The organism is Rothia sp. ZJ1223 (assembly GCF_016900985.1).
Lineage (GTDB): Bacteria > Actinomycetota > Actinomycetes > Actinomycetales > Micrococcaceae > Rothia.
Genome location: NZ_JAFEUT010000006.1, coordinates 106,319 through 128,873, shown reverse-complemented (window position 1 = coordinate 128,873; position 22,555 = coordinate 106,319). Strand labels below are relative to the sequence as shown.

At 55.8% G+C, this 22,555-nt stretch carries 23 protein-coding genes, 1 tRNA gene, 1 other RNA gene and 2 pseudogenes; 13 read left to right on the top strand and 14 right to left on the bottom strand.

Going from position 1 to position 22,555, the window contains the following annotated elements; genetic code table 11:
* Nucleotide 1: 1 nt before the first annotated feature.
* Nucleotides 2-913 (bottom strand): hypothetical protein, encoded by a 912-nt coding sequence (locus JTP09_RS09300; protein WP_204878182.1) that lies wholly within the window; start codon nt 911-913, stop codon nt 2-4.
* Nucleotides 914-1,092: 179 nt separating this feature from the next.
* Nucleotides 1,093-2,112, bottom strand: a complete 1,020-nt coding sequence (locus JTP09_RS10400; RefSeq protein WP_204878181.1) for a Rho termination factor N-terminal domain-containing protein — start codon at nt 2,110-2,112, stop codon at nt 1,093-1,095.
* A 79-nt stretch (nt 2,113-2,191) separates the two neighbouring features.
* Between JTP09_RS10400 and JTP09_RS09290 the strand changes: the two genes are divergently transcribed.
* Nucleotides 2,192-2,680 carry an N-acetyltransferase gene (locus JTP09_RS09290; protein WP_204878180.1) on the top strand — a complete coding sequence of 163 codons (489 nt, stop codon included), beginning with the start codon at nt 2,192-2,194 and terminating at the stop codon, nt 2,678-2,680.
* Nucleotides 2,681-2,751: 71 nt separating this feature from the next.
* Here JTP09_RS09290 and JTP09_RS10130 read toward each other — a convergent pair.
* The 3 genes and pseudogenes from JTP09_RS10130 to JTP09_RS10390 form a co-directional block, all read right to left on the bottom strand.
* Nucleotides 2,752-2,919: pseudogene (locus JTP09_RS10130) on the bottom strand (organic hydroperoxide resistance protein); the annotation flags it as partial.
* A gap of 386 nt (nt 2,920-3,305) precedes the next feature.
* A pseudogene (locus JTP09_RS10395) lies at nt 3,306-3,506 on the bottom strand (transposase family protein); the annotation flags it as partial.
* Between the two features lie 21 nt (nt 3,507-3,527).
* Nucleotides 3,528-3,920 (bottom strand): transposase family protein, encoded by a 393-nt coding sequence (locus tag JTP09_RS10390; protein ID WP_204878178.1) that lies wholly within the window; start codon nt 3,918-3,920, stop codon nt 3,528-3,530.
* Between the two features lie 176 nt (nt 3,921-4,096).
* Between JTP09_RS10390 and tgt the strand changes: the two genes are divergently transcribed.
* Together tgt and JTP09_RS09265 are read left to right on the top strand one after the other, a co-directional pair.
* Nucleotides 4,097-5,587, top strand: coding sequence for a tRNA guanosine(34) transglycosylase Tgt (gene tgt, locus JTP09_RS09270; RefSeq protein WP_370592554.1), 1,491 nt, complete (start codon nt 4,097-4,099; stop codon nt 5,585-5,587).
* 29 nt (nt 5,588-5,616) lie between these two features.
* Entirely contained in the window at nt 5,617-6,117 is a 501-nt protein-coding gene (locus JTP09_RS09265; RefSeq protein WP_204878177.1) for an SRPBCC domain-containing protein, read from the top strand.
* A 12-nt stretch (nt 6,118-6,129) separates the two neighbouring features.
* Here the strand turns inward: JTP09_RS09265 and JTP09_RS09260 are convergent, their stop codons facing one another.
* The 3 genes from JTP09_RS09260 to JTP09_RS09250 form a co-directional block, all read right to left on the bottom strand.
* A complete protein-coding gene (locus JTP09_RS09260; protein WP_204878176.1) occupies nt 6,130-6,588 on the bottom strand; it encodes a thioesterase family protein in 459 nt (152 codons plus the stop codon).
* 95 nt (nt 6,589-6,683) lie between these two features.
* Nucleotides 6,684-6,806 carry a type B 50S ribosomal protein L36 gene (gene ykgO / locus JTP09_RS09255; protein WP_204878175.1) on the bottom strand — a complete coding sequence of 41 codons (123 nt, stop codon included), beginning with the start codon at nt 6,804-6,806 and terminating at the stop codon, nt 6,684-6,686.
* Nucleotides 6,796-7,854, bottom strand: coding sequence for a GTP-binding protein (locus JTP09_RS09250; protein WP_204878174.1), 1,059 nt, complete (start codon nt 7,852-7,854; stop codon nt 6,796-6,798). Before JTP09_RS09250 ends, ykgO begins: the two co-directional genes overlap by 11 nt.
* 112 nt (nt 7,855-7,966) lie before the next feature.
* Here JTP09_RS09250 and JTP09_RS09245 point away from each other — a divergent pair, with 112 nt between their 5' ends.
* Complete coding sequence (locus JTP09_RS09245) at nt 7,967-8,923, top strand: aldo/keto reductase family oxidoreductase (protein ID WP_239479154.1); 957 nt, start codon at nt 7,967-7,969, stop codon at nt 8,921-8,923.
* 272 nt (nt 8,924-9,195) lie between these two features.
* Here the strand turns inward: JTP09_RS09245 and JTP09_RS09240 are convergent, their stop codons facing one another.
* The 3 genes from JTP09_RS09240 to JTP09_RS09230 form a co-directional block, all read right to left on the bottom strand.
* Nucleotides 9,196-10,626 carry an amino acid permease gene (locus tag JTP09_RS09240; RefSeq protein ID WP_239479152.1) on the bottom strand — a complete coding sequence of 477 codons (1,431 nt, stop codon included), beginning with the start codon at nt 10,624-10,626 and terminating at the stop codon, nt 9,196-9,198.
* Nucleotides 10,627-10,696: 70 nt separating this feature from the next.
* A complete protein-coding gene (locus JTP09_RS09235; RefSeq protein ID WP_204878173.1) occupies nt 10,697-12,118 on the bottom strand; it encodes an amino acid permease in 1,422 nt (473 codons plus the stop codon).
* Nucleotides 12,119-12,234: 116 nt separating this feature from the next.
* On the bottom strand, nt 12,235-12,918 hold the full coding sequence (locus JTP09_RS09230) for a queuosine precursor transporter (protein WP_204878172.1): 684 nt from the start codon (nt 12,916-12,918) through the stop codon (nt 12,235-12,237).
* Nucleotides 12,919-13,130: 212 nt separating this feature from the next.
* Here JTP09_RS09230 and JTP09_RS09225 point away from each other — a divergent pair, with 212 nt between their 5' ends.
* On the top strand, nt 13,131-13,793 hold the full coding sequence (locus JTP09_RS09225; RefSeq protein ID WP_204878171.1) for a TetR/AcrR family transcriptional regulator: 663 nt from the start codon (nt 13,131-13,133) through the stop codon (nt 13,791-13,793).
* A 39-nt stretch (nt 13,794-13,832) separates the two neighbouring features.
* Here JTP09_RS09225 and JTP09_RS09220 read toward each other — a convergent pair whose 3' ends face one another.
* The gene (locus tag JTP09_RS09220; protein WP_255521948.1) at nt 13,833-14,123 is read right to left on the bottom strand and encodes an AzlD domain-containing protein; all 291 of its coding nucleotides are present in this window, start codon (nt 14,121-14,123) and stop codon (nt 13,833-13,835) included.
* A gap of 184 nt (nt 14,124-14,307) precedes the next feature.
* Here JTP09_RS09220 and pnuC point away from each other — a divergent pair, with 184 nt between their 5' ends.
* The 3 genes from pnuC to JTP09_RS10380 are packed head-to-tail and all read left to right on the top strand — an operon-like array spanning nt 14,308 to nt 14,868.
* Nucleotides 14,308-14,565 (top strand): nicotinamide riboside transporter PnuC, encoded by a 258-nt coding sequence (pnuC, locus tag JTP09_RS10385; protein ID WP_370592553.1) that lies wholly within the window; start codon nt 14,308-14,310, stop codon nt 14,563-14,565.
* Nucleotides 14,541-14,699, top strand: a complete 159-nt coding sequence (locus tag JTP09_RS09210) for a hypothetical protein (protein WP_204878169.1) — start codon at nt 14,541-14,543, stop codon at nt 14,697-14,699. Before pnuC ends, JTP09_RS09210 begins: the two co-directional genes overlap by 25 nt.
* Complete coding sequence (locus JTP09_RS10380; protein ID WP_204878168.1) at nt 14,680-14,868, top strand: hypothetical protein; 189 nt, start codon at nt 14,680-14,682, stop codon at nt 14,866-14,868. Before JTP09_RS09210 ends, JTP09_RS10380 begins: the two co-directional genes overlap by 20 nt.
* 210 nt (nt 14,869-15,078) lie before the next feature.
* Here the strand turns inward: JTP09_RS10380 and JTP09_RS09200 are convergent.
* Nucleotides 15,079-15,166, bottom strand: a tRNA-Ser gene (locus JTP09_RS09200).
* Between the two features lie 204 nt (nt 15,167-15,370).
* On the opposite strand from JTP09_RS09200, the gene ffs reads away from it, so the two are divergent.
* The 4 genes from ffs (at nt 15,371) to JTP09_RS09180 (ending at nt 20,171) form a co-directional block, all read left to right on the top strand.
* Nucleotides 15,371-15,467: signal recognition particle sRNA small type (gene ffs, locus JTP09_RS09195), an RNA gene on the top strand.
* Nucleotides 15,468-15,647: 180 nt separating this feature from the next.
* Entirely contained in the window at nt 15,648-18,794 is a 3,147-nt protein-coding gene (locus JTP09_RS09190) for a DNA polymerase III subunit gamma and tau (RefSeq protein ID WP_204878167.1), read from the top strand.
* 81 nt (nt 18,795-18,875) lie between these two features.
* On the top strand, nt 18,876-19,955 hold the full coding sequence (gene recR / locus JTP09_RS09185) for a recombination mediator RecR (RefSeq protein WP_204878166.1): 1,080 nt from the start codon (nt 18,876-18,878) through the stop codon (nt 19,953-19,955).
* A 57-nt stretch (nt 19,956-20,012) separates the two neighbouring features.
* Nucleotides 20,013-20,171, top strand: a complete 159-nt coding sequence (locus JTP09_RS09180; protein WP_204878165.1) for a hypothetical protein — start codon at nt 20,013-20,015, stop codon at nt 20,169-20,171.
* Nucleotides 20,172-20,280: 109 nt separating this feature from the next.
* Here JTP09_RS09180 and JTP09_RS09175 read toward each other — a convergent pair whose 3' ends face one another.
* A complete protein-coding gene (locus JTP09_RS09175; RefSeq protein WP_370592552.1) occupies nt 20,281-20,772 on the bottom strand; it encodes a DUF2087 domain-containing protein in 492 nt (163 codons plus the stop codon).
* 399 nt (nt 20,773-21,171) lie between these two features.
* On the opposite strand from JTP09_RS09175, the gene JTP09_RS09170 reads away from it, so the two are divergent.
* On the top strand, nt 21,172-22,470 hold the full coding sequence (locus tag JTP09_RS09170) for an aspartate kinase (protein WP_204878163.1): 1,299 nt from the start codon (nt 21,172-21,174) through the stop codon (nt 22,468-22,470).
* Nucleotides 22,471-22,555: the final 85 nt, after the last annotated feature.

The following is a 22,555-nucleotide window of genomic DNA, read 5'->3' as shown; positions in this document are numbered from 1 at the left end:
ACTAGAAAAGGGGCTCTCCCTTGCTCGGGTACACCTTATCAATGGAGACAATGCGTTTAACCACGCGCTCGGTTGGATTGCCGTGCTTATCGGGCTTAGGCTCAAACTCAACGGTGATGTCTACGGTGTTTTGCACATCCAACGAGATGCGGGCAGCTTCGGCAAAGATAACGTCTGTAGCCGCCACGGTAGACCAGCTTTGCGCAGCATTTTTAGGTCGAAAATAGATGGTGTTATTGGAGTTCTTGTGCCCGTCGATGGTGCCGCGTAGCTGTGCCCGGTATTTACCGATCAGGTCAGCTTTCAGAGCCTCTTCTAGGCGCGCCAGACCGCGAGCGTTCAGCTTCACATCTTCGCGGACGCGGTTCTTCTGCTCGATACTGCCGCGCACCTGCCAGCCCTGGTGATGCAGTACTGCAACGGCGCGTCGTACTGCTTCGCGCACGGTAGGGGTTTCAAGGGGTTCAAGTAACTCTTCGGCATCGATGGCATCGCTGGCGGATGCGCGGCTAAAGGTGGCGAACACGGTGCGCAGTGCCTCAGATTCGATAGTGTTTTCAGCTAAATCTTCAAGGGGCAGATGCTCCTCAACACCGCCTGTGAGCTGTTGCTGCGGCAGGGGCTGCGGAGCACGAAAAACCAGGCTCAGTTGCTTGCCGGCTTCGATACCTTCCAAGAGAATCGGCTGGGTCTTGACCTTGCGTTTAGTGGCGCGTCCGTGGGCATCACGGGAATCCTCGTAGCGGTCTTCAGACATAGCATGCGAGAGCGCGCGGGCTGCCTCAGCGATGTGGGTGATGAACTTGCCCAACGCCTCGGCTTCTGCGCTATTTGCGGTGATAGTAGCGCCGCTGAGGGTGATGCGGGCAAGGGCAGTGCCCGATTCTTCGTGCGTCTGCTGTGAGTTCGTCATTTCCTTGCCCCTTTGCTGTGAACCGGTATCTATACGCTCATTCTAGTATCACAGCTCACAAGCACCAAGAAGGGGTGGTCTTTTACCCTTCCCACCTACGAACTTGTCGGAATTTATGGCATTTTGGGGCTACATACGCCATAAATTCCGACAATTTCGGTGGGTTTCAAGGGCGGAGGTTATACCTGACCGCGAGCAGTTGCAACGGCAATCAGCAGTTGCTCCTTATTCATGGCTGAACGGCCCGTCAACTTGAGTTGCTGGGCGATCTTGTACAGCTCAACGCGGGTCATGGATTGCAAAGGACGCACGGTCTCAGCGGTAGCGGGTTCAGCCGGGGCAGGATCTGCCAGACTAGATTCCGCCGGAGTGTTCTTGGTGGCAAGCTGAGGCTCCTCGGGTGCAACTGCGTCTCCCTCGACGACTTCAGACTCAGCATCAATGGCTTCAATGGGATCTGACTCAAATTTATCGGCGCCCTCAAGCTCAGCCGGTTCGAGCTTCTCCACGTCAAGAACCTCAAGCTGTTCGCCAGCCTCGGGAGCGGTCTCTACTACAGCGTCTGGTTCAGTCTCTGCGGTGAGAGTCTCAAGAGGATCAGAGACAAAATCCGCAATCTTGGTCTTGCGCGTGGGCTTAGCCGGCTTCGCAGCAGACTTCTTCTTGTCTTTCGTGGATTCTTTCTTCGAAGACTTGGCAGGCTTTTCAGATGCCTTGTTCTTTGGCTTCTTCGTCTTAGTCTTAGCGGTAGCGCTCTTGTTATCAGCCTTCTTATCACTCTTCGAGGACGCAGCAGACTTTTTCTCTGTCTTCTTTACCGGGGATTTCTTCTCAGCCTTTTTGTCAGATGCCTTTTTAAGTTCAGTCTTCTTCGACTTGCTCTTTAGAGTAGCTGTTTTATTGTCTTCTGATTTTTTCTTCTCGACCTTTTTGGTATCAGCCGCAGAAGTCTTGCTCTTACCCTTCGTGCTGGGTGCTGAACTCTTGACGGGCGCGTCCTCTTTGATGCGTCGCCATTTGCCGCCGCGTAGCTCGTACTTCTTCGCCAGCTTCTTCTCTGCTTTCTCGTAGGCGCGTTCTACGCTCTTATGCTTGGCAAGAGACTTTTCAAATGCTTTGGTGAAACGCTTCTGCGCCTTGCAACCAGATCGCTTCAGTTCCTTCGAGAAGGTGGGCTTGAGGGGTTTGTCTTTCGACACGGTGCATCACTCCTTAAGTCTTGGGTTTTGCCTCTCACTTTAGCGTGTTGAGGCTAACAGACTTGGTAAAGTGGTTCACATGTCTGACTTTACTCTGCGTGCCATGTCCGAAGCCGATGCCACTTACCTCTCACGCCTCAATTTTCTCACCGATGTTTTTGGTGATGAGAGTGCTGAGCCCTCATCGCATTTCGAAGAGGAATATAAGTTTTATGTGGGTCAGTGGACGCCTGAATCTGGCGGGTTTATTGCCTGGGACGGCATCATTCCCGCAGGTGGCGCCTGGCTCAACTGGGGCACAGATGCCCACCACGGGGCTGGTTTTGTGAAAGAGGGAATCCCCGAGGTCGCTATCGCCGTTGAGTCACGCTACCAGGGGCAGGGGCTCGCGTCCTTACTCTTTGACGCCCTCATCGACCTCGCCCGCGAGCAGGGCGCACCGGGTATTTGCCTAGCAGTTGATACTCGCAATGAGTCAGCACGCGCTATCTACGAGCACAAGGGCTTTGAATTTGCCGCAGAGGTGCCCGATTCTCACTACATTTCGATGGTCAAACACTTTTCTTAAAAGTTGAGAGTGCAATTTAGGGCAGATTTTCAACGAAAATCTGCCCTAAATTGCACTCTCGCCGCTAAGAATTAGTCATTGACGACGACAACGTCTACCTGAATGTTGCCGCGGGTCGCGTTGGAGTAGGGGCACACCTAGTGAGCGGCGTTGGCAAGTGCCTGAGCTTCGCTCTGTTCCATCTCGGGGATTACGACCTCAAGAACTACTGCTAGCGCGTAGCCCTCGCCCTCTTTGCCGAATTAAGATAGCCCCGCACGATGGAGATCAAAACCCCGATGTTCACTCCGGCGGGCACCAAGACAATAGCAAAGGCTGTACCGCCCGAGGCTGTGAAGAAACTCGATCCCAAGCGCCGCTCTCACCAATACCTGACATCTCTATCTACAGCCCGACGCTGAGGGGCTATCCACAGAGGCTTATTCATAAGGTCCCACCCACCGGCATGCCCCCCCCCCCCCGCACTACCGAAAACACCCGACCATACGAGCCCAGCGCACGCCTGAACCCGGTATGCAACACCCACCAAATCTTGATCTGAGCGATGACACGCTCCACCACCGACCGCAACCAATTAATAAGCCGGTTATCCCTCTTCACCTCAGCGCTCAGCCGCTGACCAGACTTACGCTTTGTCGGAAGTAGCTAGCCCCAGACCCACATAACCCTTATCAGCCAGAGTTGAAGAATCCAGAAACTCATCAAGTCTGTGAGCTCTGAAAGCATGAGCATCATGCCTGGCTCCAGGAAGAGGATCAGCGATGGTCAAGAGTCTACCGTCAAAAGTACAGATGACTTGGTGGTTGAAGCCGGCTCGTTTATGCTTGCCCGAGAAGTTCGTCTTACCTCATGAGCGCCAATTCCAGGTAGGAATAAGTGTTCCGTCGATGACCAAGGAGCCAGGGGTTTGCGGACTCTCTTTTAGAGGTTGAATCAGCGCGGTGAGGACCTGCTCTAGGGCTTTCTCGATAGTATTGATAGCCCGTGAGATAGTTGGTTGTGAGACGGTAAAAAGTTCTGCGAGTAGTTCTTCGGTGAGGTTGTGGCGGTGTAGAGCAGGGTGACTTTGAGGGCTTTGGTGAGGGCTGGTGGTCTTCCACCTGGTTTTGTCCAGGTGAGGTGGTGGGTGAGGGTTGTGTATAGCGTGGCGAATTACGTGGCAGTCAGCCCGGTTGGACGCTGGTGTGGCAACGGTCTTTCCGGTATGGCTTGAGGTTATTTGTAGAGATTTAACGCTCATATTTTTGCCGTGTGGTGGAGCCGTTGTCTGGTTGGTGGGTGTGGGGTGTGCTCTTACTTTTGAATAAGCCTCAGTATTGTCGGTTGAGGCTTTTATTGAGCGCTCCTAAAAGGTAAGCAGGAGCAGAGAAGGTTTCTTCATAGACATATGAACACGCCCAAACTACACCGGGTAGAATGAAACTCGTGGCTAATACCGAATTTTCAGATCCTAGTTTTTCTTTTGAACTCACTAACCGCCTCGCTGATACCTGTTCCCCGGACGCGGCACGGGTAGAAGCTAATGGCGGGCAGTTTCGTGGGCGCACCGGCGTCATCAAGACCCCGCACGGTGACATTAAAACCCCCGCTTTTACCCCGGTGGGCACCAAAGCAACCGTTAAAGCGGTGCTACCCGAGGCGATGAAAGAACTCGGCGCGCAGGCGTTGCTCTCCAATGCCTACCACCTCTATCTGCAGCCCGGACCCGGTGTGTTGGATGCCGCCGGTGGACTGGGTGCTTTTATGAACTGGGACGGCCCGACCTTCACCGATTCGGGTGGTTTTCAGGTGATGAGCCTGGGTTCTGGGTTCAAAAAGGTCATCGACATGGGCACGGTCGCTGAAGCAACCGGTGCTGACGGTCGCCCTCTGGGCGATGACGATGTAGCCGCGGGCAAGGAGCGCATGGCGCACGTTGATGACGACGGAGTGAATTTTAAATCCCACATCAACGGCGATATTCACCGCTTCACCCCCGAGGTTTCCATGCAGGTACAGCACCAGATCGGTGCGGATGTCATGTTCGCTTTTGACGAGCTGACAACCCTCTACAACTCCCGCGCCTACCAGAAGGAAGCCCTAGAACGCACCCGCCTGTGGGCTTTGCGCTGCATTGCTGAGCACCAGCGTCTGACCACCGAGCGCGTCGGCAAGCCCTACCAGGCACTCTTTGGTGTGATTCAGGGTGCCCAGTACGAAGATTTACGCCGCAAGGCATGCCAGGACTTGGGCGATATGCCCTTTGACGGTTTCGGCATCGGTGGTGCCCTTGAGAAAGAAAACTTGGGAACGATTGTGCGCTGGTGCGCCGAAGAACTGCCCGAGAACAAGCCACGCCATCTGCTGGGCATTTCAGAACCCGACGACATTTTTGTGGGCATTGAAAACGGTGTCGATACCTTCGACTGTGTTTCGCCCACCCGTGTGGCACGTAACGCTGCGGTCTACACCCCTGACGGACGCTTCAACATCAACAACGCCCGCTACAAAACAGACTTCACCCCCATTTTTGAGGGCTGCGACTGCTACACCTGCAAGCACTACACCAAGGCTTACATTCACCACCTCTTCAAGGCAGACGAGCGTCTTTCAGCGACCTTGGCATCCATTCACAACGAACGTTTCATTGTGAAGATGGTGGACGACGCGCGCATCGCCATTGATAACGGCACCTACTTTGAGTACCGCGATGAGTTCTTGGGCCGCTACTACGCTAAAAAGCAGGCACAGCTCAAAGCTCAGGAAGAAGCCGCCGCCGCAAAAGCAGCCAAAGAAGCAGAACGCATTGCCGCTGCCCAGGCTCGCTGGGAAGCAAACATGAAAGCAAAAGCTGAGGCAGAAGCCCGCCGCGCGGCAGCTCGTGCAGCTGAGGAAACTTCAGCCGCCGAAGAACCTGAGCAGCAGTAGCTCACCCACCACTTTTCTCAAGGAGAAACATGAACGACATCAGCTTCGAAAACCTCAACCCCGCTGAAACTCTCACCCTGCGCCACGAGTTCGCGGGCGCGTCCGCCGCTGACCTTTATGCAGCGTTCACAGACCCCGCTACCTTCATCAAATGGTTCGGCCCCAAAGACTGGAAAATTGTACCCAGCACCCTCACCCTTGAACCGGTGACAGGCGGACGCAAGCAGTTCATCATGAAGCACAGCGTTAATCCTAAGTATCAGGCACCTATGTACATGCGCTTTGTGGCGATGAAAGAACCTTCCCTACTCGAATACCGCGAAGCGCTGCCTACCCCCACCGGCCAGCCTAGCGAAACCCTGGTTGCCCTGCGCATCGAGTTTGAAGAGGGCACCGCCATCACCGCGGACGGCGTAGGGTCAGGCACCAGCGTCAAACTCACCACAGGGCCACTACCGGCGGCAGTCCACGAGCAGACCGCAGAATCCTGGAAGGAATCCTTCAACAAGCTGGAGAAGCTCCTCGGCTAGAGCAGGCTTCGGCTACGGAGCAGCCACATACTCACTGAGCATGCTGCGCTGCTCCTTACTCAAGCGCACCAAAGTCTGGGTAGGGGCATGAAAAAACGCGAGAGTAGTTGAGCCACTCACACAGTGCTCACCGGTCACCGCGTCAAACAGCTCATACGATACCGTAATTGTCGCCGGGCTCACCTTCACTACGCGCACCTCAACCCGCGCGTCCTCACCCCGATACGCTAACTGCGCCCGGTACTTCACCCAATTCTCAACCACCAAAGCTTGAGTACCGGGGTGCAAAGCCTCAAAAAGCGGTATCAAAGGGGACGCACCCACCGGCTCACCAGCCGACGGCGGCAACCCAAACACCGCAATACGCGCCTCCTCTAAAATGCGCATCATCGTCACATTATTCACGTGCCCATACGCATCCATGTCACCCCACCGCAGCGGAACATTCACAGTAAAAACAGTCTCAGCCATGCCCTCATCATATAACCGCCGAGATCCTGTTTTAAAACAGGATCTCAGCAATACATCAGGATCTCGATGGAGTCGCTAACTCGGAATTTTTGAGTCTATCCTTGTCGCGCCTTGAACCGCGGGTTCTTCTTATTAATCACAAACGTCTTGCCTCGACGGCGCACAATCTGCGCACCCGGAATCTTCTTCAACGACCTCAACGAATTTCTAACCTTCACTGTTCATCCTCTCCTTCTCATAACTTTCATCCAGCAAATGCTGAACAATACGCTCACCCGTCACCAGGCAAGAATCCAAAAGCTCCTGCACCTCACGCGCGTCCACGCCCTCACCCGTCACCGCAATACGCGTGGCTGGAGCGTCCGCCCATACCCCGTGCGTCTGCAACCATACCGTAGGGCCAATACCCTCAACGGCCACCTGTTCATCCAGATGCGAATCAAGCCACACGTACCCGCGGACGCGCACTGCCCCCTCAACCATGCGGGGCAGCACCTGCGCCAAAAGTTGCGCGTCAACCACAGCCGATGCCTCTGCCACAGCAGTGGCAATACCGGTGTAATCACGGTCACGCAACGACTCATTCGCGGGCACCTCTAGATACCCAGGAACAGCGCGTTTTTGTACCTCACTCAGATAATGACAGCCGCACTCACCCCCACCGTTTTGCAGATCAACAACAGCCAAGTGCGGGGCAATATGTTTCACCATCTCAAGCATCCGCTGATTATCCTGGTGGCAACCCATCGGGTGGCTTGTGAGAACAAGGGTGTCAGCGTAGGTCATCTCAGCAACCGTGAACTCACCGGGGGTACGTTCGTCAGCGCAGTCGCCACTCATGCCACGGGCATGCAGGGTTTCAGAAGACCACAAATCATCTTCAAGCTCATCAGCAACAAGAGCTGTCATAGCGCTTTCTAAAGTGACGTCTTCTCTTTCTGAAGCAACCTTTATCACGGCAGAAACAGACACCCCGGCGGGCAACATTAAAAGCGCCTGAGACACGTCCGCAGGAATGTGATTCAAAATCTTAGGCAAAGACGCGAGAGTCGAGCACGAAAGGCAGGTACCTTCCATAACCACTCGGCTCTGAGTTACAGCCCCACTAGCGTCAGTTAGGGTCATTTGAAGCTGCGTGTGGTTATCGGTTGTGGCAAGATGATCCCAGCGCAGTACAACAGGGGTCTGTTTCGCACCCGCCAACCAGTACTGGGCAGCATCGTGGCGGGCAAAAAGGCTCAAAGATGAGATGACAGTCAGGTGCATACCCTCAACCATAATTGATAACGATTCTCATTATCAAGTTAATAAAGTAAGTGGGCAATGGCCTCCGACCGGCGTAGATTCTTAATTGCCACCCCCTATAGAAAGAACTCCCATGCACCTAACTCCCCGCTCAAACAGCCAAACAGCATCGCGCGTCATCGCAGGTCAAATGCGCATTGCAGATCTCACCGACACACAGATTCAGCAGCTCTACAGCACAGCCCGCGCCCAAGGCATCAACTTTTTTGACCACGCCGACCTCTACGGCTTCAATTCAAAGGCAGCCTCTGGCGCTTACCACTACTGTGAACAGCGCTTTGGGGCAGCGCTCAATCTCAGCAACAGCGAACGCGAAGACATTATTCTGCAAACCAAAACCGGCATTGTCATTGGCGAGAAAACCTATTACGACTCCTCCTACGAGCGCATTATGGGTTCTGTTGACAGGTCGCTCAAAGCCCTCAACACTGACTACCTCGACATTCTGTTACTGCACCGCCCCGACGCTCTGATTGAGCCGAACGAGGTCGCCCGCGCTTTCGACGAGCTTGAAACCAGCGGCAAGGTACGTGCCTTTGGTGTTTCCAACTACACGCCGCGCCAGATTGAGCACCTGAAAACCTCGGTAACCCAACCCATCACCGTGAATCAGTTGCAGCTTTCGATGGTACACGCATCCATCATTACTCAGGGGCTGGCGTCAAATATTGAGAGCAGCGAGAACTCGCTGACACGCGACGGTGGCGGGGTCTTGGACTATTGCCGACGCGAGGGCATTGCTCTTCAGGCATGGTCGCCTTTCCAAGCAGGTCAGCAGCAGGGTTTGATTTTTGACCGCGACAAGCATCCTCAGCTTAAGGAAACCTTGGACGCGATAGCTCAGGAACTCAATACCACCCCCGTGGCGGTGGCAACGGCTTGGATTACCCGCCACCCTGCAAACATTCAGGTGGTTGCTGGCACCACCAACACGCAGCGACTCGAAGAAATAGCTCGCGGCGCAGAACTCACTCTTACCCGTCAGCAGTGGTATGAGCTGACAGTGGCAGCGGGGCACCTACTACCTTAGCCAGCTCGACACAGCAGGACGCTAAACAGTGATTCACCTTTCAATGCAGGATTCACCCCTGCTCGCGGGGTGAATCCTGCATTAAAAGGTGAACGGCAGCTACGGGGCACCCCAACCCTACCGAGAAATAAAGAAAACCCGCTACCTGTTGGTAGCGGGTTTTCTCAAACACACAGACATATGAACGCATTGAGATACCATGCAATTCGCACTTTCAGTATAAATGCAAACGATTCTCAATAGCAAATTAAGGGGCGTGTCGCCCCTACGAGTTACCCTTCTGTATGACCTGCTGCTTGGCGGGCTTCGGAGAAAGCCTCCTCATCAACGGTGAGCTGATGCTTGATAATCGCGAAGTACAAAATCGTCAGCAGCACAAAGTAAACCACGCCGACGGTTGCAGGCAGCACGTTGTTGTTAAGCCTAAAGAGCGCCACCCAAATTGCAAAGAGAGCAAGGATGGCGGCACCTGCGGTCAGGCGTCCGCCCCACAGGCGGAAAGCTGACGAGTTACCCTCGATGCGCTTGAACGCGATGTAGGCAAGCAGAATCAACACCCACACAGTCAGGGCGCAGACCATTACCAGGGTAATCATGACGCCAAAGGCGGCAGTGGGCAGTACTACGGCAAGAATGACTGCTAGGACGATGCCCGAGAGTGAAACCATCATGGCGCGTACTGGAATACCGGTTGAGCTGACCTGCGCTAGTGCGTGAGGTGCCATGCGATCACCCGCCATGGAGTGCATGAGGCGGGAGCTAGCGTATAGGTTAGCGTTAGCCGCTGAGAGGGCAGCTACTAGCACCACGAAGTTAGTGATTGAAGCGGCAGCGGGCACGCCCACTTCAGCAAAGACCATCACGAAAGGGCTGGTAGCGATGGTGCCATCAAGAGCAGCTGCGGTCTGCCAGGGCACCAGGGAGGCAACGATAAACATGGAGAGCACGTAGAAGGTCGCCAGACGCCACATCATTGCCTTTGCGCTGGTGCGTACTGAGCGGGCGGGGTCTTGCGCTTCTGCCGCTGAAATGGAGATCATTTCAATGCCGCCAAAGGAGAACATGACGATTGCCAGTGAGAGCCACACTGAGTCAAAACCGTTGGGCATGAACCCGCCATCGTTGACGAGGTTGGCAGTGCCGGTAGCTTCGTGACCGGGTACGCCGAAGAAAATGAGGCACAGACCCACCAGAATGAAAGCGACGAGGGCAAAGACCTTGACTGAAGACAGCAAGAATTCGGTGGCACCAAAGTGCTTTACCGATCGGATGTTCAGCGCAAGAATCAGCAGACCAAAGGCGACGATGCCTACCCACAGTGGTAGTTGGGGCCACCAGTAGGTGAGGTAGCTGCTCACCGCTACCAGTTCTAGACCGGTGATAATGCAGGTGGCAGTCCAGTATGCCCAGCGGGTGAGAAAGCCTGCGTAGGGGCTGAGATAGCGGGTGGCGATGGAACCAAAGCCGCCGCGCACCGGGTAGCGTACAGCCATTTCGCCGGCAGCGCCGCCAATAACGGCGGCAATCATAGAGCCAATAGCGTAGCTCAAAATAATGGCAGGGCCGGTCAGGGTAATCGCCGAGCCCGACCCCAAAAAGAGGCCGGTGCCGAGGGCTGAACCCAGCACGATCATGGTCATCTGACCGTGCGAGAGTGAACGTTTAAGGTGCGAATCAGCTGGCTGCGCTGCTGTGGATGCCATGTGTTTTTCTTTCTGATGCGTGTGAAGTGAAAAAACGGGGCCGGCGCGTGCCGACCCCGCCTGTTAAACCCTAGTGGGTGTCGTTAGCGTAAGTGCTTGCTTCTTCGAAGGCGCTCTCGTCGAGGTGATGGCGAGAGCGTACTGCGGTGAAGTAGACCACGGTGATGAGGGCAAAGAATCCAATACCGACTACGGCGGGAATTGCCATGTTGCGGGTGAAGAACATCGCAACAACGGTTGCCAGTACGCCGATGAGGGCAACGGCTGCGGACGCGCGTCCTCCCAGAACACGGAAGGGTGAGCTGTTGCCTTCTACAGCTTTGAAGCGCATGTAGGAAAGCAGGATCATGCTCCAGACCACCAGCACGCAGATGGTGACCAGTGACATCATCATGACGAAGATGTTGGCGACGTCGGTGATTGCCATGATGACGGCAACTACTGAACCCAGCATAGAAAGCGCCAGCGCAAGCACGGGAATACCGTTAGCGCTAGTTTTGGCAATGGCGCGAGGTGCCATACCGTCGCCAGCAAGCGCATGCATCTGGCGGGTTGCCGCGTAGAGGGCTGCGTTGGCGCCTGAAAGTGCCGCAGTGAGAATCACGAAGTTGGTGATGCCTGCGATGTAGGGAACGTTCAGGGCTGAGAAGACGGTGACGAAGGGTGAGGTTTCGATCTCGCCTTGCAGGTTGGCTGCGTCGCGCCAGGGCATCATGGCAACAATGATGAAGATTGCCAGCACGTAGAAGGTTGCTAGGCGGTACATCATTGCTTTGAGTGATGAGCTGACGGAGCGTACCGGGTCTTTTGCTTCTGCTGCTGAGATAGAAATCAGCTCTACGCCGCCGAAAGAGAACATGACGATTGCCAGGGACATCCAGATGGAGGAAAGCCCGTTGGGTATGAAGCCGCCGTCGTTGGTGAGGTTATCTAGACCGGTTGCCGGGGTGTTGGGCAGACCAAAAAAGAGCAGAATCAAACCGAAGATAATAAAGACGATAACGGCGGTGACTTTGATGGAGGAGAGGAAGAACTCCATGGTGCCAAAGGACTTCACAGAGGTCAGGTTCAAGCCAACAATGATCGCGCCGGAAACAACAACCCAGAGCCACAGGGGAATTTCGGGATACCAGTAACCCATGTACTTTCCAACAGCAACCAGTTCAGCACCGGTGAGCGGCACCATGGTGGTCCAGTACGCCCAGCGGGTCAGAAAGCCCGCGTAGGGGCCGAGGTAGCGTCCAGCAACCGTGCCGAAGCCTCCCTTGACGGGATAACGTACAGCCATTTCACCAGCGCAACCGGCAATGATGGCGGCAAGCACAGAACCTACTGCGTAGCTGATGATAACGGCAGGCCCCGCGATGGCAATGGCGCCACCCGAGCCCAAGAACAGACCCGTTCCAACTGCTAGACCCAGGGCGATCATCGTCATTTGCCCGTGTGAAAGCGACCGGGAGAGCCCGTTGGCCGCTACCTTCTGAGAAGACATAGATAAACCTTTATTTCTTCAGGTAAAAAGTGTGGGGTGTTTGCTAACAACGGCTAAGCATTGCCAGCAGTACAGGCAATTATGCGCCTTTAGCACCCAAAAATCACTTTGTCATCTTAGTAAGTGGTATAGGCGGCAGTTTCTTTTTTCTTGAACCACTGGATCAGCGGGTAGGTGATGGGCACGAGAACTACTTCAACCAGGCACTTGTAGGCGTACCCGACCAGCAGGTAGTTGAAGAACTGCGGCAGGGTTTCAATGCCCAAGATGGGGGCTGCAATAGAGCAGAAAATGAGAGTATCAGCTAGCTGACCGACCAGGGTTGAACCCACGAGGCGGCCGACCAAGAAGCGTCCGGCGGTGCGCTTTTTCAGTGCCACCATGACCCAGGAGTTGAGCAGCTGCCCCACCAGGTAGCCAAGCAAAGAACCGGCAACAATCAACGGCACGGGGCCGAGCACGGTTTCTAGAGCGGTCTGGTTTTCGTAAAAGTCAGCGCCGGGCAGTTTGATGGTGATCCAGAAGGTGAGCGCCGCAAAAGCTGCTGCGGAGAAAGACGCGAAGATGACGCGCCGAGCCTTGGCAAATCCATAGACCTCAGCGATGATATCGCCAACAATGTAGGCGAGCGGGTAGAGAAAGAAACCGCCGTCGGTGAGGATCGTGCCAAACGCTACGCCTTTGGTGGCGGCGATATTTGAGATGACCAAAATCACCGCTGATGCGGCGAGCAAGAGGTCGAAATAGGTGCGGGGTGGACGCGCGGTGCCGGGCAGGGTGGTGTCAGGTGAGCCAGTCATAGAGGTTTTCCTTGAAAGATGCTTGGGCACTCCCTGCGTTTAGGGAGCACCTACTACAGAGAGTGTGTACGTTGTTGCCCGTCTGCCACCCGAGCAGGTTTTATTGTAGCGGGTAAGCGCGGGTAAGACTGAAAGCTGACTGTTCGCTGTGAAACTTTGACCGCGCGCTCTGAGCGGAAAAATTTACTGACAAGTTACGGTAAAGTGTCGTCATGCCCAAAATTTCAGCAGCTTCAAACGCAGCCCAGCGCGAGAATACCCAGCGCGCCATTCTTGACTCTTTCGGTCAGCTTCTTTATTCGCACGGTCTACCCGGTCTGACGATGACGGACGTTGCTAAAAATGCGGGCATCGGCAGAACTGCTGTCTACAATTACTTTGCTGATATGGGTGAGCTACTGGTTGCCTACGCTCTCAATGAGACCGAACGTTTTCTCATTGAACTGCGCGAAAACCTTGAGGGCATTGATAACCCCATTGACAAGCTGGCGGTTTATATTCGCCTTTCGATTGAAGATATGGGTCGCCGCCATATGCCTCCAGGCCCCGCGATGCGCTCGGTGCTCTCCCCCGAATCTTTTGCCAAGCTCGGCAAGCATGTACGTGAGCTACAAATGGTACTGGCGAACATTCTCAGCGAGGCTATTGATCAGCACTATATTCCCGCCAATGACATTCAAGAGATGGCGCTTTTAGTACACGGTTCACTGGGGTCTAGCGCTGACCGCGCCGAAGACGCAGAAGACGTTGCCGAGCGTGAGCGCCACATTGCCTCGTCCATTCGTTTTATTCAGATGGGATTGGGGGCCCGTTTTGATGCCGAGGGGCATCCTGTGGCTTTACCCTTAGAAAAGGATGCCTTGGTTGCGGTGTAGGGGCGTAACTGACTGCACAACGGGGAACGGCAGATGGCGTTAGCCGAAGGTGAGCGCTCCGTAGAGCAGAACCCCGGTTACCAAGGCGATGAGTACGTTTTTGCGCCACAGGTATAAGCCGATAGTTGCTACCAGGGCAGCCGCCAGAGCCAGTGTGTTGCGGGTTTCAGTGAAGTTGCCGTGCTGAATGGAGTAGGCAACGAGAATTACCATGATTCCGCCGGGTAGCATTTTGCCGATGGCGAGCACGTAGGGGTTGGCGGCAACTGCGCGCATGCCCATCATGGGTACGAACCGCAGTCCGAAAGTGACGACAGCCGCTACCGCAATCAGAAAGCCCTGCCATAGCGAAAAGGGAAAGTGCTCTCTCTTTGGGGCAGCGCGCCTACGCTGACCTGTTCACCGCTTATGCCTCTTTTGGGAAAGTCTTTTACCCTGCGCTGATTGGTTTGCAGGTGGCGATGAGTGTGCTCTACCCCGAGGGGTAGATGGGCGCGATTATCGCTTCAGCGGCGTGATTTGTGTGGCGCTGGTGGGTAAGGGGTCTATCTCTAACTATTTCTTCGGTCTTGTTCAGAACGTTTTCTATTTTTATTTGGCATTGCAAGCGGTCTTCTTTGGTGAAGTGATGTTTGAGTTCTTCTACGTGATTACTCAGTTCTGGGGTTTATATACCTGGCGTAAGAATATGACTAAAGAACCAGAGGGGGGGACGAGGCTAAGAAGGTTCGCGCCCGCCGCGTCTTTGTGGCTGACTGGGCAGGTATTTTAGCGGTTTTGGTGGCTGGTAGCTGGGGTTACGGCATCCTGCTGACGAACATTGGTTCTAACCAGCCCTACGTTGACTCTTTCACCACCGTGATTGCGGTGATTGCCCCAGTTGCTCATGGTCTACCGCTTCCGTGAGCGGTGGCTGTTGTGGATCGTGCTGAACATCGCGCAGATTATTCTGTGGCTAACCAGTGACACTGACGGAGCTATGAACATATGTGGTCATATACTGCGCCTTTATTTTGAACTCCCTCTGCGGCTGGTACAACTGGACCAGACTCTCCAAGGTATCCGAAGTCCGTAGGGCAGGGCTGGCGGATGCGTCCATCGCAGACAGCGCGGACGCGGCTGCGAGTCGCAGGGCGTAAGTTTTGCGCACCCCTGTTGCAGATACCCACTGCGCGTTTGCACCAGGGTTTTTCGCGTGTTGCAAGAATTGTTGTAAGAGCGCTCTTTGAGGGCAAAACAAAACCCCGTTCATCTCAGTCTGACTGAGATGAACGGGGTTCATTGTTGGCGGAGGATAGGGGATTTGAACCCCTGAGGGCGTGAACCCAACACGCGTTCCAGGCGTGCGCCATAGGCCGCTAGGCGAATCCTCCAAGTGCTTACTCTCACCGGCCAAAGCCAGCAAAAAGTGAACAGGTACGAGCTTACCCTAAAACACCACCCCGTGGCAACGTGAGACCCCGCCCCAAGTGCTGCCCGCCCCAGTTTGCACCGCCTCAATCTCGCGTCCGCACACAACGTAGCAGGCACCATGAGAGCGCATTTGCCTCCACCTTGAGCTGTGGGGTAGACTCTTACCTAGCCTCTCATGTGGCGTCATCTTGGAAAACTCCCCCAGGGCCGGAAGGCAGCAAGGGTATCTGGGCTCTGACGGGTGCGTGAGAGGTCTTTTATTTTTAAGCACCCCTCATCACCGCTGTACACGCAAATGGGTGTAGGCGCAGCACTTTCGGCGTACCAGAACGCGGTCAGAGGCGGATGAGTCCCTAAAATGTCAGTCAACATCGTTAGACTTGTAGAAGCCACCCCTTTCGCCGGGTGTACAATCTCGTTAGAAACTTTGAGGGGTTAGTTGTGAGCACCGCTTTGTACCGTCGGTATCGACCCGAAACTTTTGCCGATGTCATCGGTCAAGAGCACGTCACTACCCCACTCATTACTGCCCTTGAGAAGAACCGCGTTAACCACGCCTACCTCTTCTCAGGCCCGCGCGGTTGCGGTAAAACCACCAGCGCCCGTATTCTCGCGCGCTGCCTTAACTGCGCCGAAGGCCCCACACCCGCCCCCTGCGGTGCATGTGATTCCTGCCGCGAACTCTCCCGCGACGGCGGCGGCTCTCTTGATGTGATTGAGATGGACGCCGCCTCCCACGGCGGTGTTGACCACGCCCGCGATCTGCGCGAGCGTGCGTCCTTCGCTCCGGTGCGTGACCGCTACAAAATCTTCATTATTGACGAGGCGCACATGGTCACCCGTGAGGGCTTCAACGCACTGCTGAAAATCGTTGAAGAGCCCCCGGCGCACATTAAGTTTATTTTTGCGACCACCGAGCCGAACAAGGTGCTGGGCACTATTCGTTCACGTACCCATCATTACCCCTTCCGTCTTGTACCACCCGAGACTCTGACTGCTTACCTGGGTCAGCTTGCCCAAGAAGAGGGCGTGCAGATTGCCGAGGGCGTACTACCGCTGGTGGTACGTGCCGGTGGTGGTTCGGTGCGCGATTCGCTCTCAATTCTTGACCAGTTGATTGCCGGCGCAACCGATGAAGGCGTCACCTACGATCTAGCGGTCGCACTGCTGGGCTTCACCCACGGTGAGCTGCTCGATACCGTTGTGGGTGCTTTCGCGGCGCAGAACGCTGGCGATGTTTTCGCCTCGGTTGACCGCGTCATTCAAACCGGGCAAGATCCGCGTCGTTTCATTGAAGACCTCTTGGAGCGTCTGCGCGACCTAATTATTGTCAAAGCTGTTCCGGACGCCGCCCAGCAGGTTCTGCACGGTATGTCAGCAGATCAGATTGAGCGACTCAAAGACCAGGCGCAGCAGCTGACCGGCGCTGAGCTGTCGCGAGCTGCTGACCTGACGAACGAATCACTCAACGCCATGAGCGGTGCCACCAACCCCCAGCTTCACCTTGAGCTGTTGTGCGCGCGCATCATGCTCTCCCCCGCCCAGACCGGTGGGGCACCTGCTGCTCCCGCAGCGGCTGGTGCTAGCAGCGGTAGGGTTAACGTTGGTGACCCTGTGGGTTCCGGGCGCGCCGCTGTACAAGCAGCCCTCAATGCCTCACGTCAGAAATCAGCTGCACCCGAACAGGGTAGGCAGCCGTCCCATGGCCGGCCCCAGCAACCTGCATCGAAAGGTCAGGGTGTTCATCAGAGCCCAGCACCCATCCATGCTCCTTCACCCCAGCAGCCTCAGTCATCAAACGGCGCAGGACCGCTCGCAGGTTTCCAGAGCAGCCAGCAACAGGCACAGAGCCAGGCTCGGCACCCTCAGCAAGTCCAGCCTCCGCGTCCTGCGTCCCAGAACCCTGCCCAACAAGGTGGTGCTCAGGCATACGCCCAGCAGGGTCAGAATGTTCATGCCGGTGACAACGTAGTCAATATGGTCGCGCATTCCTGGAACGAGATTATTAAGCTGGTTCCCAGCCCCGTCGCGCAGAACTTCTTTGCCCAGTGTGTACCCTCAAAATTTGAGAACAATCAGCTTTTCATTCGTGCCACCATGCCGGTGCTCCGCCGGGTCAAAGACCACATTGGGGAACTCGAACAAGCTATCTATCGAGTCGTGCAGTTGCAGACCAAGGTGCGCGGTGAGGTTGATAGGGGCGAGCAGACGCAGGGCTCTAGTACACCTGCAGAGACTCCTCGCAGCGTCCCGTCGCATGCCGGGCAGAACGCACCGCAGCAGGGCCAAAAGCGCCCGCCGTTAGCTACCGCCCAGCAAGCACCTCAGGGCAACCAGCAGAACACCGCACAGCGTCCTGAAATTCCCGTAGCAGAGGGGCCCCGCGGTGGTGAACAGGCGTGGGCGGCGCACGGTCAGCCTCGCTCGCAAGCAGAACCTCAGTGGAGCCAGGACGACTGGAACAACCCCGTTACCAGCTGGGACGTCGTAGCTGTACCCCAGGGAGATGAGAATCCCGCCATAGCACCCAGCGCACCCCTTGAAGCTGCATCAGAGACAGCGCCTAAATCACCGGCTACCGATTCTGACCAAGGCACCGCACCAGACGCTACCCCGATGCACGAGAGCTCTACCGAAGAGTCCTCGTCAGCCAGCGCTCCCAACGGGCAAAAGTACGCCCCCCAGCCCACGGTGGCGTCCCCTGCCGTACCCGAACAGTCAGAAGAAGCAGCCGAACAAACCGCCGAACAGCTCGGTGAGAGCGAAGACGAGGTCATGGAGGATTCCCACCCCGCCGCCGCTGAACCCGTAGAACCCGAGGGTAAGCCGGTAGCCGATGGCACCACAGCCACCGATACCCCTGCGCAACCCAATGAGAACGCCCACAATGAAGTGCAGGAGCAGCCTGCCGCTGGTGGTTTCCCAAAAGTCCCTGAGCAGCAGGCAGCCCACCCCGCAGCGGAGCAGCCTACCGCCGAACAGCCCTCTACTGAGCGCCCACCCCAGCAGGCGCGACCCATCGCTGAGGAATACAGCGACTACGAGGGGGGTTACTTCGATGCCCCCGTTGACGAGCCCGAATACATTGCTGGCGCTGGTTACGTCAACAATACTCAGCCCACCCCAGTAGCCACCAGGCAGACCCCCGTAGCCGAGCACTCACGTCCTGAAACTGCGGACGCGGACGCGCCCGCCGGGCCGCTTGCTGGTGGGGCAGATTCACTTGCTGCTGGACCGTTAGGTGGTAGGTCACAGGGGGCGGATCCGTTAGCGTCTGGACAGGTTGCTCCCCAAAACTCAGATGCGTCCGCACCGGGCACCGGTGTACCCAGTACCCCAGATGATTCCCCCTCCCCGAGTGCCCCCGCCAAGAAGCTCTCCTTTCGAGAACGCCACGCAGCGCAATTTGAGGCGGGCAAGCAGGCAGTAGCGCAAAGCAACGAACCGCAGCCACAGGTTGAGGATCCAGCTGAGTTTGTTCCTTCAGATGAAGATACCGCTCTTGAAGAGACGGTACTGATGGGTCAGAAAGCTATCGAGCAGATTCTTGGCGGCAGGGTGGTTGAAGAAACCAGTAACTTCTCTTAGAAACACAGCCCGCCTGGCAGCTAACAGGTACTGACCCGGCACGTTTTGCGTGCCTACTTATAGATGTGTGAAAAGGTGAGCATGTACGAAGGTGCAGTCCAGAATCTTATTGACGAGCTTGGGCGGTTGCCCGGTGTTGGCCCGAAGTCGGCGCAGCGTATCGCATTTTATATTTTGAATGCTGACCCGGCTGAGATGGCGAAGCTTTCTGGTGCGATTACGCAGGTGAAGCAGACGGTGAGTTTCTGCGAGATTTGCGGCAACGTGTCTGAGACGAAGCAGTGCGCTATTTGCCGTGATGACCGGCGCGATCCGGCGGCTTTGTGCGTGGTCGAAGAGTCGAAGGATGTTCTTGCGGTGGAGCGCACCCGCTCATTCACGGGACGCTACCATGTGCTGGGTGGGGCGATTAACCCGCTGGCTGGTGTGGGCCCTGAGCAGTTGCGTATTCGTGAGCTGGTGGCGCGTCTTTCTGATGAGCGTATTCAAGAGATTATCTTGGCGATGGACCCCAACCTTGAGGGCGAGGCGACCGCGACCTACCTCTCACGGATGCTTTCACCCATCGGTATTCGCGTTTCACGGCTGGCGTCCGGTCTGCCCGTGGGTGGCGATTTGGAGTACGCCGACGAGATTACTTTGGGGCGAGCTTTGGAGGGGCGCCGCATTATTTCTGAGGGTACCCGCTTTGAAACCAAGAACGCTGCCGAGGAGTTTGAGCAAGCAGTTGAGCAAGAAAATGCCGAGGTTGAAGCCCGCCAAGAGGCAGAACCTGTTCTTGAGCGCCCCCGCTGGAGCGGCTCGATGTTTGACGATATTGAGGACGCACCTGCCTCAGACCGCGCCGCAGTGGAGTCTGAGCAGGGCAATCTCAATGAGGTTCTGCTAGAGAACCATGTGCAGGCAGCTACCGAGGGCAGCCAGGCAGAAGATGAGCAGGAGCGTCCTGAAGTTCCCGGTGACTTGGAAGAAACGCAGCAGGCAGAACGACGCGCCGCAGCCGCTTTCGACGCCGAGCAAGCGCAGGCTAACGCCGAGCGAACCCAGCGTCAGGCGGAGTACGAGCGTCAGCTCACCGAGCTAAAAAAGACGCCCCTGCGCACTGCGGCACCGCAAATTCCGCCGATTCCCGGCAAAAAGTACGTGAACCCCTGGGAGTAAGTTTCTCCCACCAAGCAACCAACAGTAGACTGATAATCACCCACTCAAAGGAGAATCATGAAGAAGAAACTGATCATACTGGCATTCCGTATTATCCCCGCCTCCCTAGCATTCCAGATAGCTCTCTTTATCATCAAGAACAAGACTGCGCGCAATCTCGTCAAGAAGCTGTTCGGCCGTAAGATTACCCATTTCATCCCCTTTATCGGTCGCTAAATCATCGCTTAAGAGCGGGCAAGGCCTTCGGGCAGTGGGCTTTCAGCACCACGCCCGAAGGTTTTTGTTTTTAGTCAACTAGCGACACCGTGCTTGCCGGTCGTTTAGCCTACCCCGCGTCTAGATTGAAGTGACCCGCATCCCCCTTAAGGTAGGCAGGTAGCCAGATCGCCTCCCACTCGGGGGCTTCAGCATGAAGCACCGTCTCCCATCGGTCGGGGGCGATGTCGGCTAGCCAGTATGTTCCGGTCTTGTCGCGTTTGAGGTAGCCATAGTCCACCAGCTCGCGGCGCAGATAGGCAAAGTCCGACCAAAAAGCGGAGAGAATCTCGTTGACCTGTTTTTCGGTGTAGGTGCGCCCCGGTTCAAAATAGTTGACCAGGTACAACAAAACGTGCGCCCGCGCCTTACGTTTAGCGGGAAAAGCCGTCAGCGCCGCGTCCTTGAAAAAACGGGAAACCACGGTACGGTGCTCGGCCTCGGCAACCTGAACCTGCCGGGTGCGCTCTTTAAGAAGCTGCGCGCGGGCAGCGGTGTAGTTAAGCCCGCTTTCAGCCATACGCTGACGAACAAGAGTCTTGAAGCTGCGTGAAGAAGTCACGGATAACCTACCTTTGCGCATCCCAGCTCTGCGTTTTTAGGCACGGTTAACGCGCGTCCATCAGTGAAAAAGAAGTATCGCCGAAAGATTCTCTCTCCTTCGCGTGTACCCCACCGCGCTGGGTAGGTGAGGACGCTGGGCACCGGCTGTGTGCCTGCAAGTCAGTGTATCAGTATAGCGAACGTTGTCTTTACACCCGAGCGTTGCGGTTTTTGCCTACGATGTGGGCGGCAGACCAACGCCCACCATGTGAAACAGCACCGTCCCGCCGCGCACAGCCGTCATACCGCGTCATAAAGTAGTATTTGTTATCAAATGTGGCGGGCTAACCGTAACCGCATACGATGTAAACAGCCGGAAAACTAGCCGGTGCCACAACCTTTTTTACTGGAGATATCGATGAGCCTGATCGTCCAAAAGTTCGGTGGGTCTTCTGTTGCTGATGCTGACGGCATCAAGCGCGTAGCCCGTCGCATTGTGGACACCCAGCAGGCAGGCAATGATGTTGTAGTGGTTGTCTCCGCCATGGGCGATACCACTGACGAGCTGCTTGATCTTGCTGCGGAAGCCACCAATTCTGTGCCCGGCCCTTCCCGCGAACTAGATATGCTGCTGACGGCCGGTGAGCGTATTTCTATGGCGGTGCTTTCTATGACTGTGAACTCCCTGGGCGCTAAAGCTCAGTCATTCACCGGTTCGCAGGCTGGCATGATTACGGACGGCGTACACGGCTCCGCGCGTTTGGTTGAGGTAAACCCCGAGCGTATTCAGCGTTCTGTTGAAGAGGGCAACATCGCTATCGTCGCCGGGTTTCAGGGCATGAACCGTCAGACCGGTGATATCACCACTTTGGGGCGCGGCGGTTCAGATACCACCGCTGTAGCGCTGGCTGCCGCGATGAACGCTGACGTGTGCGAAATTTACTCCGATGTTGACGGTGTCTTCAGCGCTGACCCGCGCATTGTGCCTTCAGCCCGTAAACTAGATACTGTTACCAGTGAAGAGATGCTTGAGATGGCTGCCAACGGTGCGAAAATTTTGCATCTGCGCAGCGTTGAGTACGCGCGTCGATTCAATTTGAAGTTGCATGTGCGTTCGTCGTTCTCGCAGCTTGAGGGAACCATTGTGCTCCCCGATAACCCCGAAGAATTTGAGTTCGAGAACTTAAAGGAGATCCCCTTGGAGCAGCCCTTGATTTCTGGTGTTGCGCACGATCGCACCCAAGCGAAGGTCACCGTTATTGGTGTGCCCGATGTGCCCGGTTCTGCCGCGAAGGTGTTTGGTCTACTGAGCGAGGCAGATGTAAACCTCGACATGATTGTGCAGAACGTTTCAACTGATCGTCCCGATGTCACCGATATTTCTTTCACTCTCGACCAGGCGCAAGGTGGTAAGGCTGTTGAGGTGCTGACCAACCGCAAGGCTGAGCTGGGTTTTGAGGAGATTCAGTACAACGATTCCATTGGCAAGCTGTCTCTGGTGGGTGCCGGCATGAAGGCAAACCCCGGTGTTTCCTTCAAATTCTTTGATGCGCTGCGCGAGGCAGGTGTGAACGTTGAGATGATTTCTACCTCTGAGATTCGCATTTCAGTGATTACTGATATTGACAAGCTGGACGAGGCTGTTCGCGCTGTTCACTCTGCTTTCAATTTGGACGCCGAGGGTCAGGCTACTGTTTACGGTGGTACCGGCCGCTAAAGCCTAGTTTTTGTAGAGGTGCCCGCGCTCTTTCACGACTGTGAGAGAGCACGGGCGCTTTGTGTTTGTGGGGTGTATAAGGTTC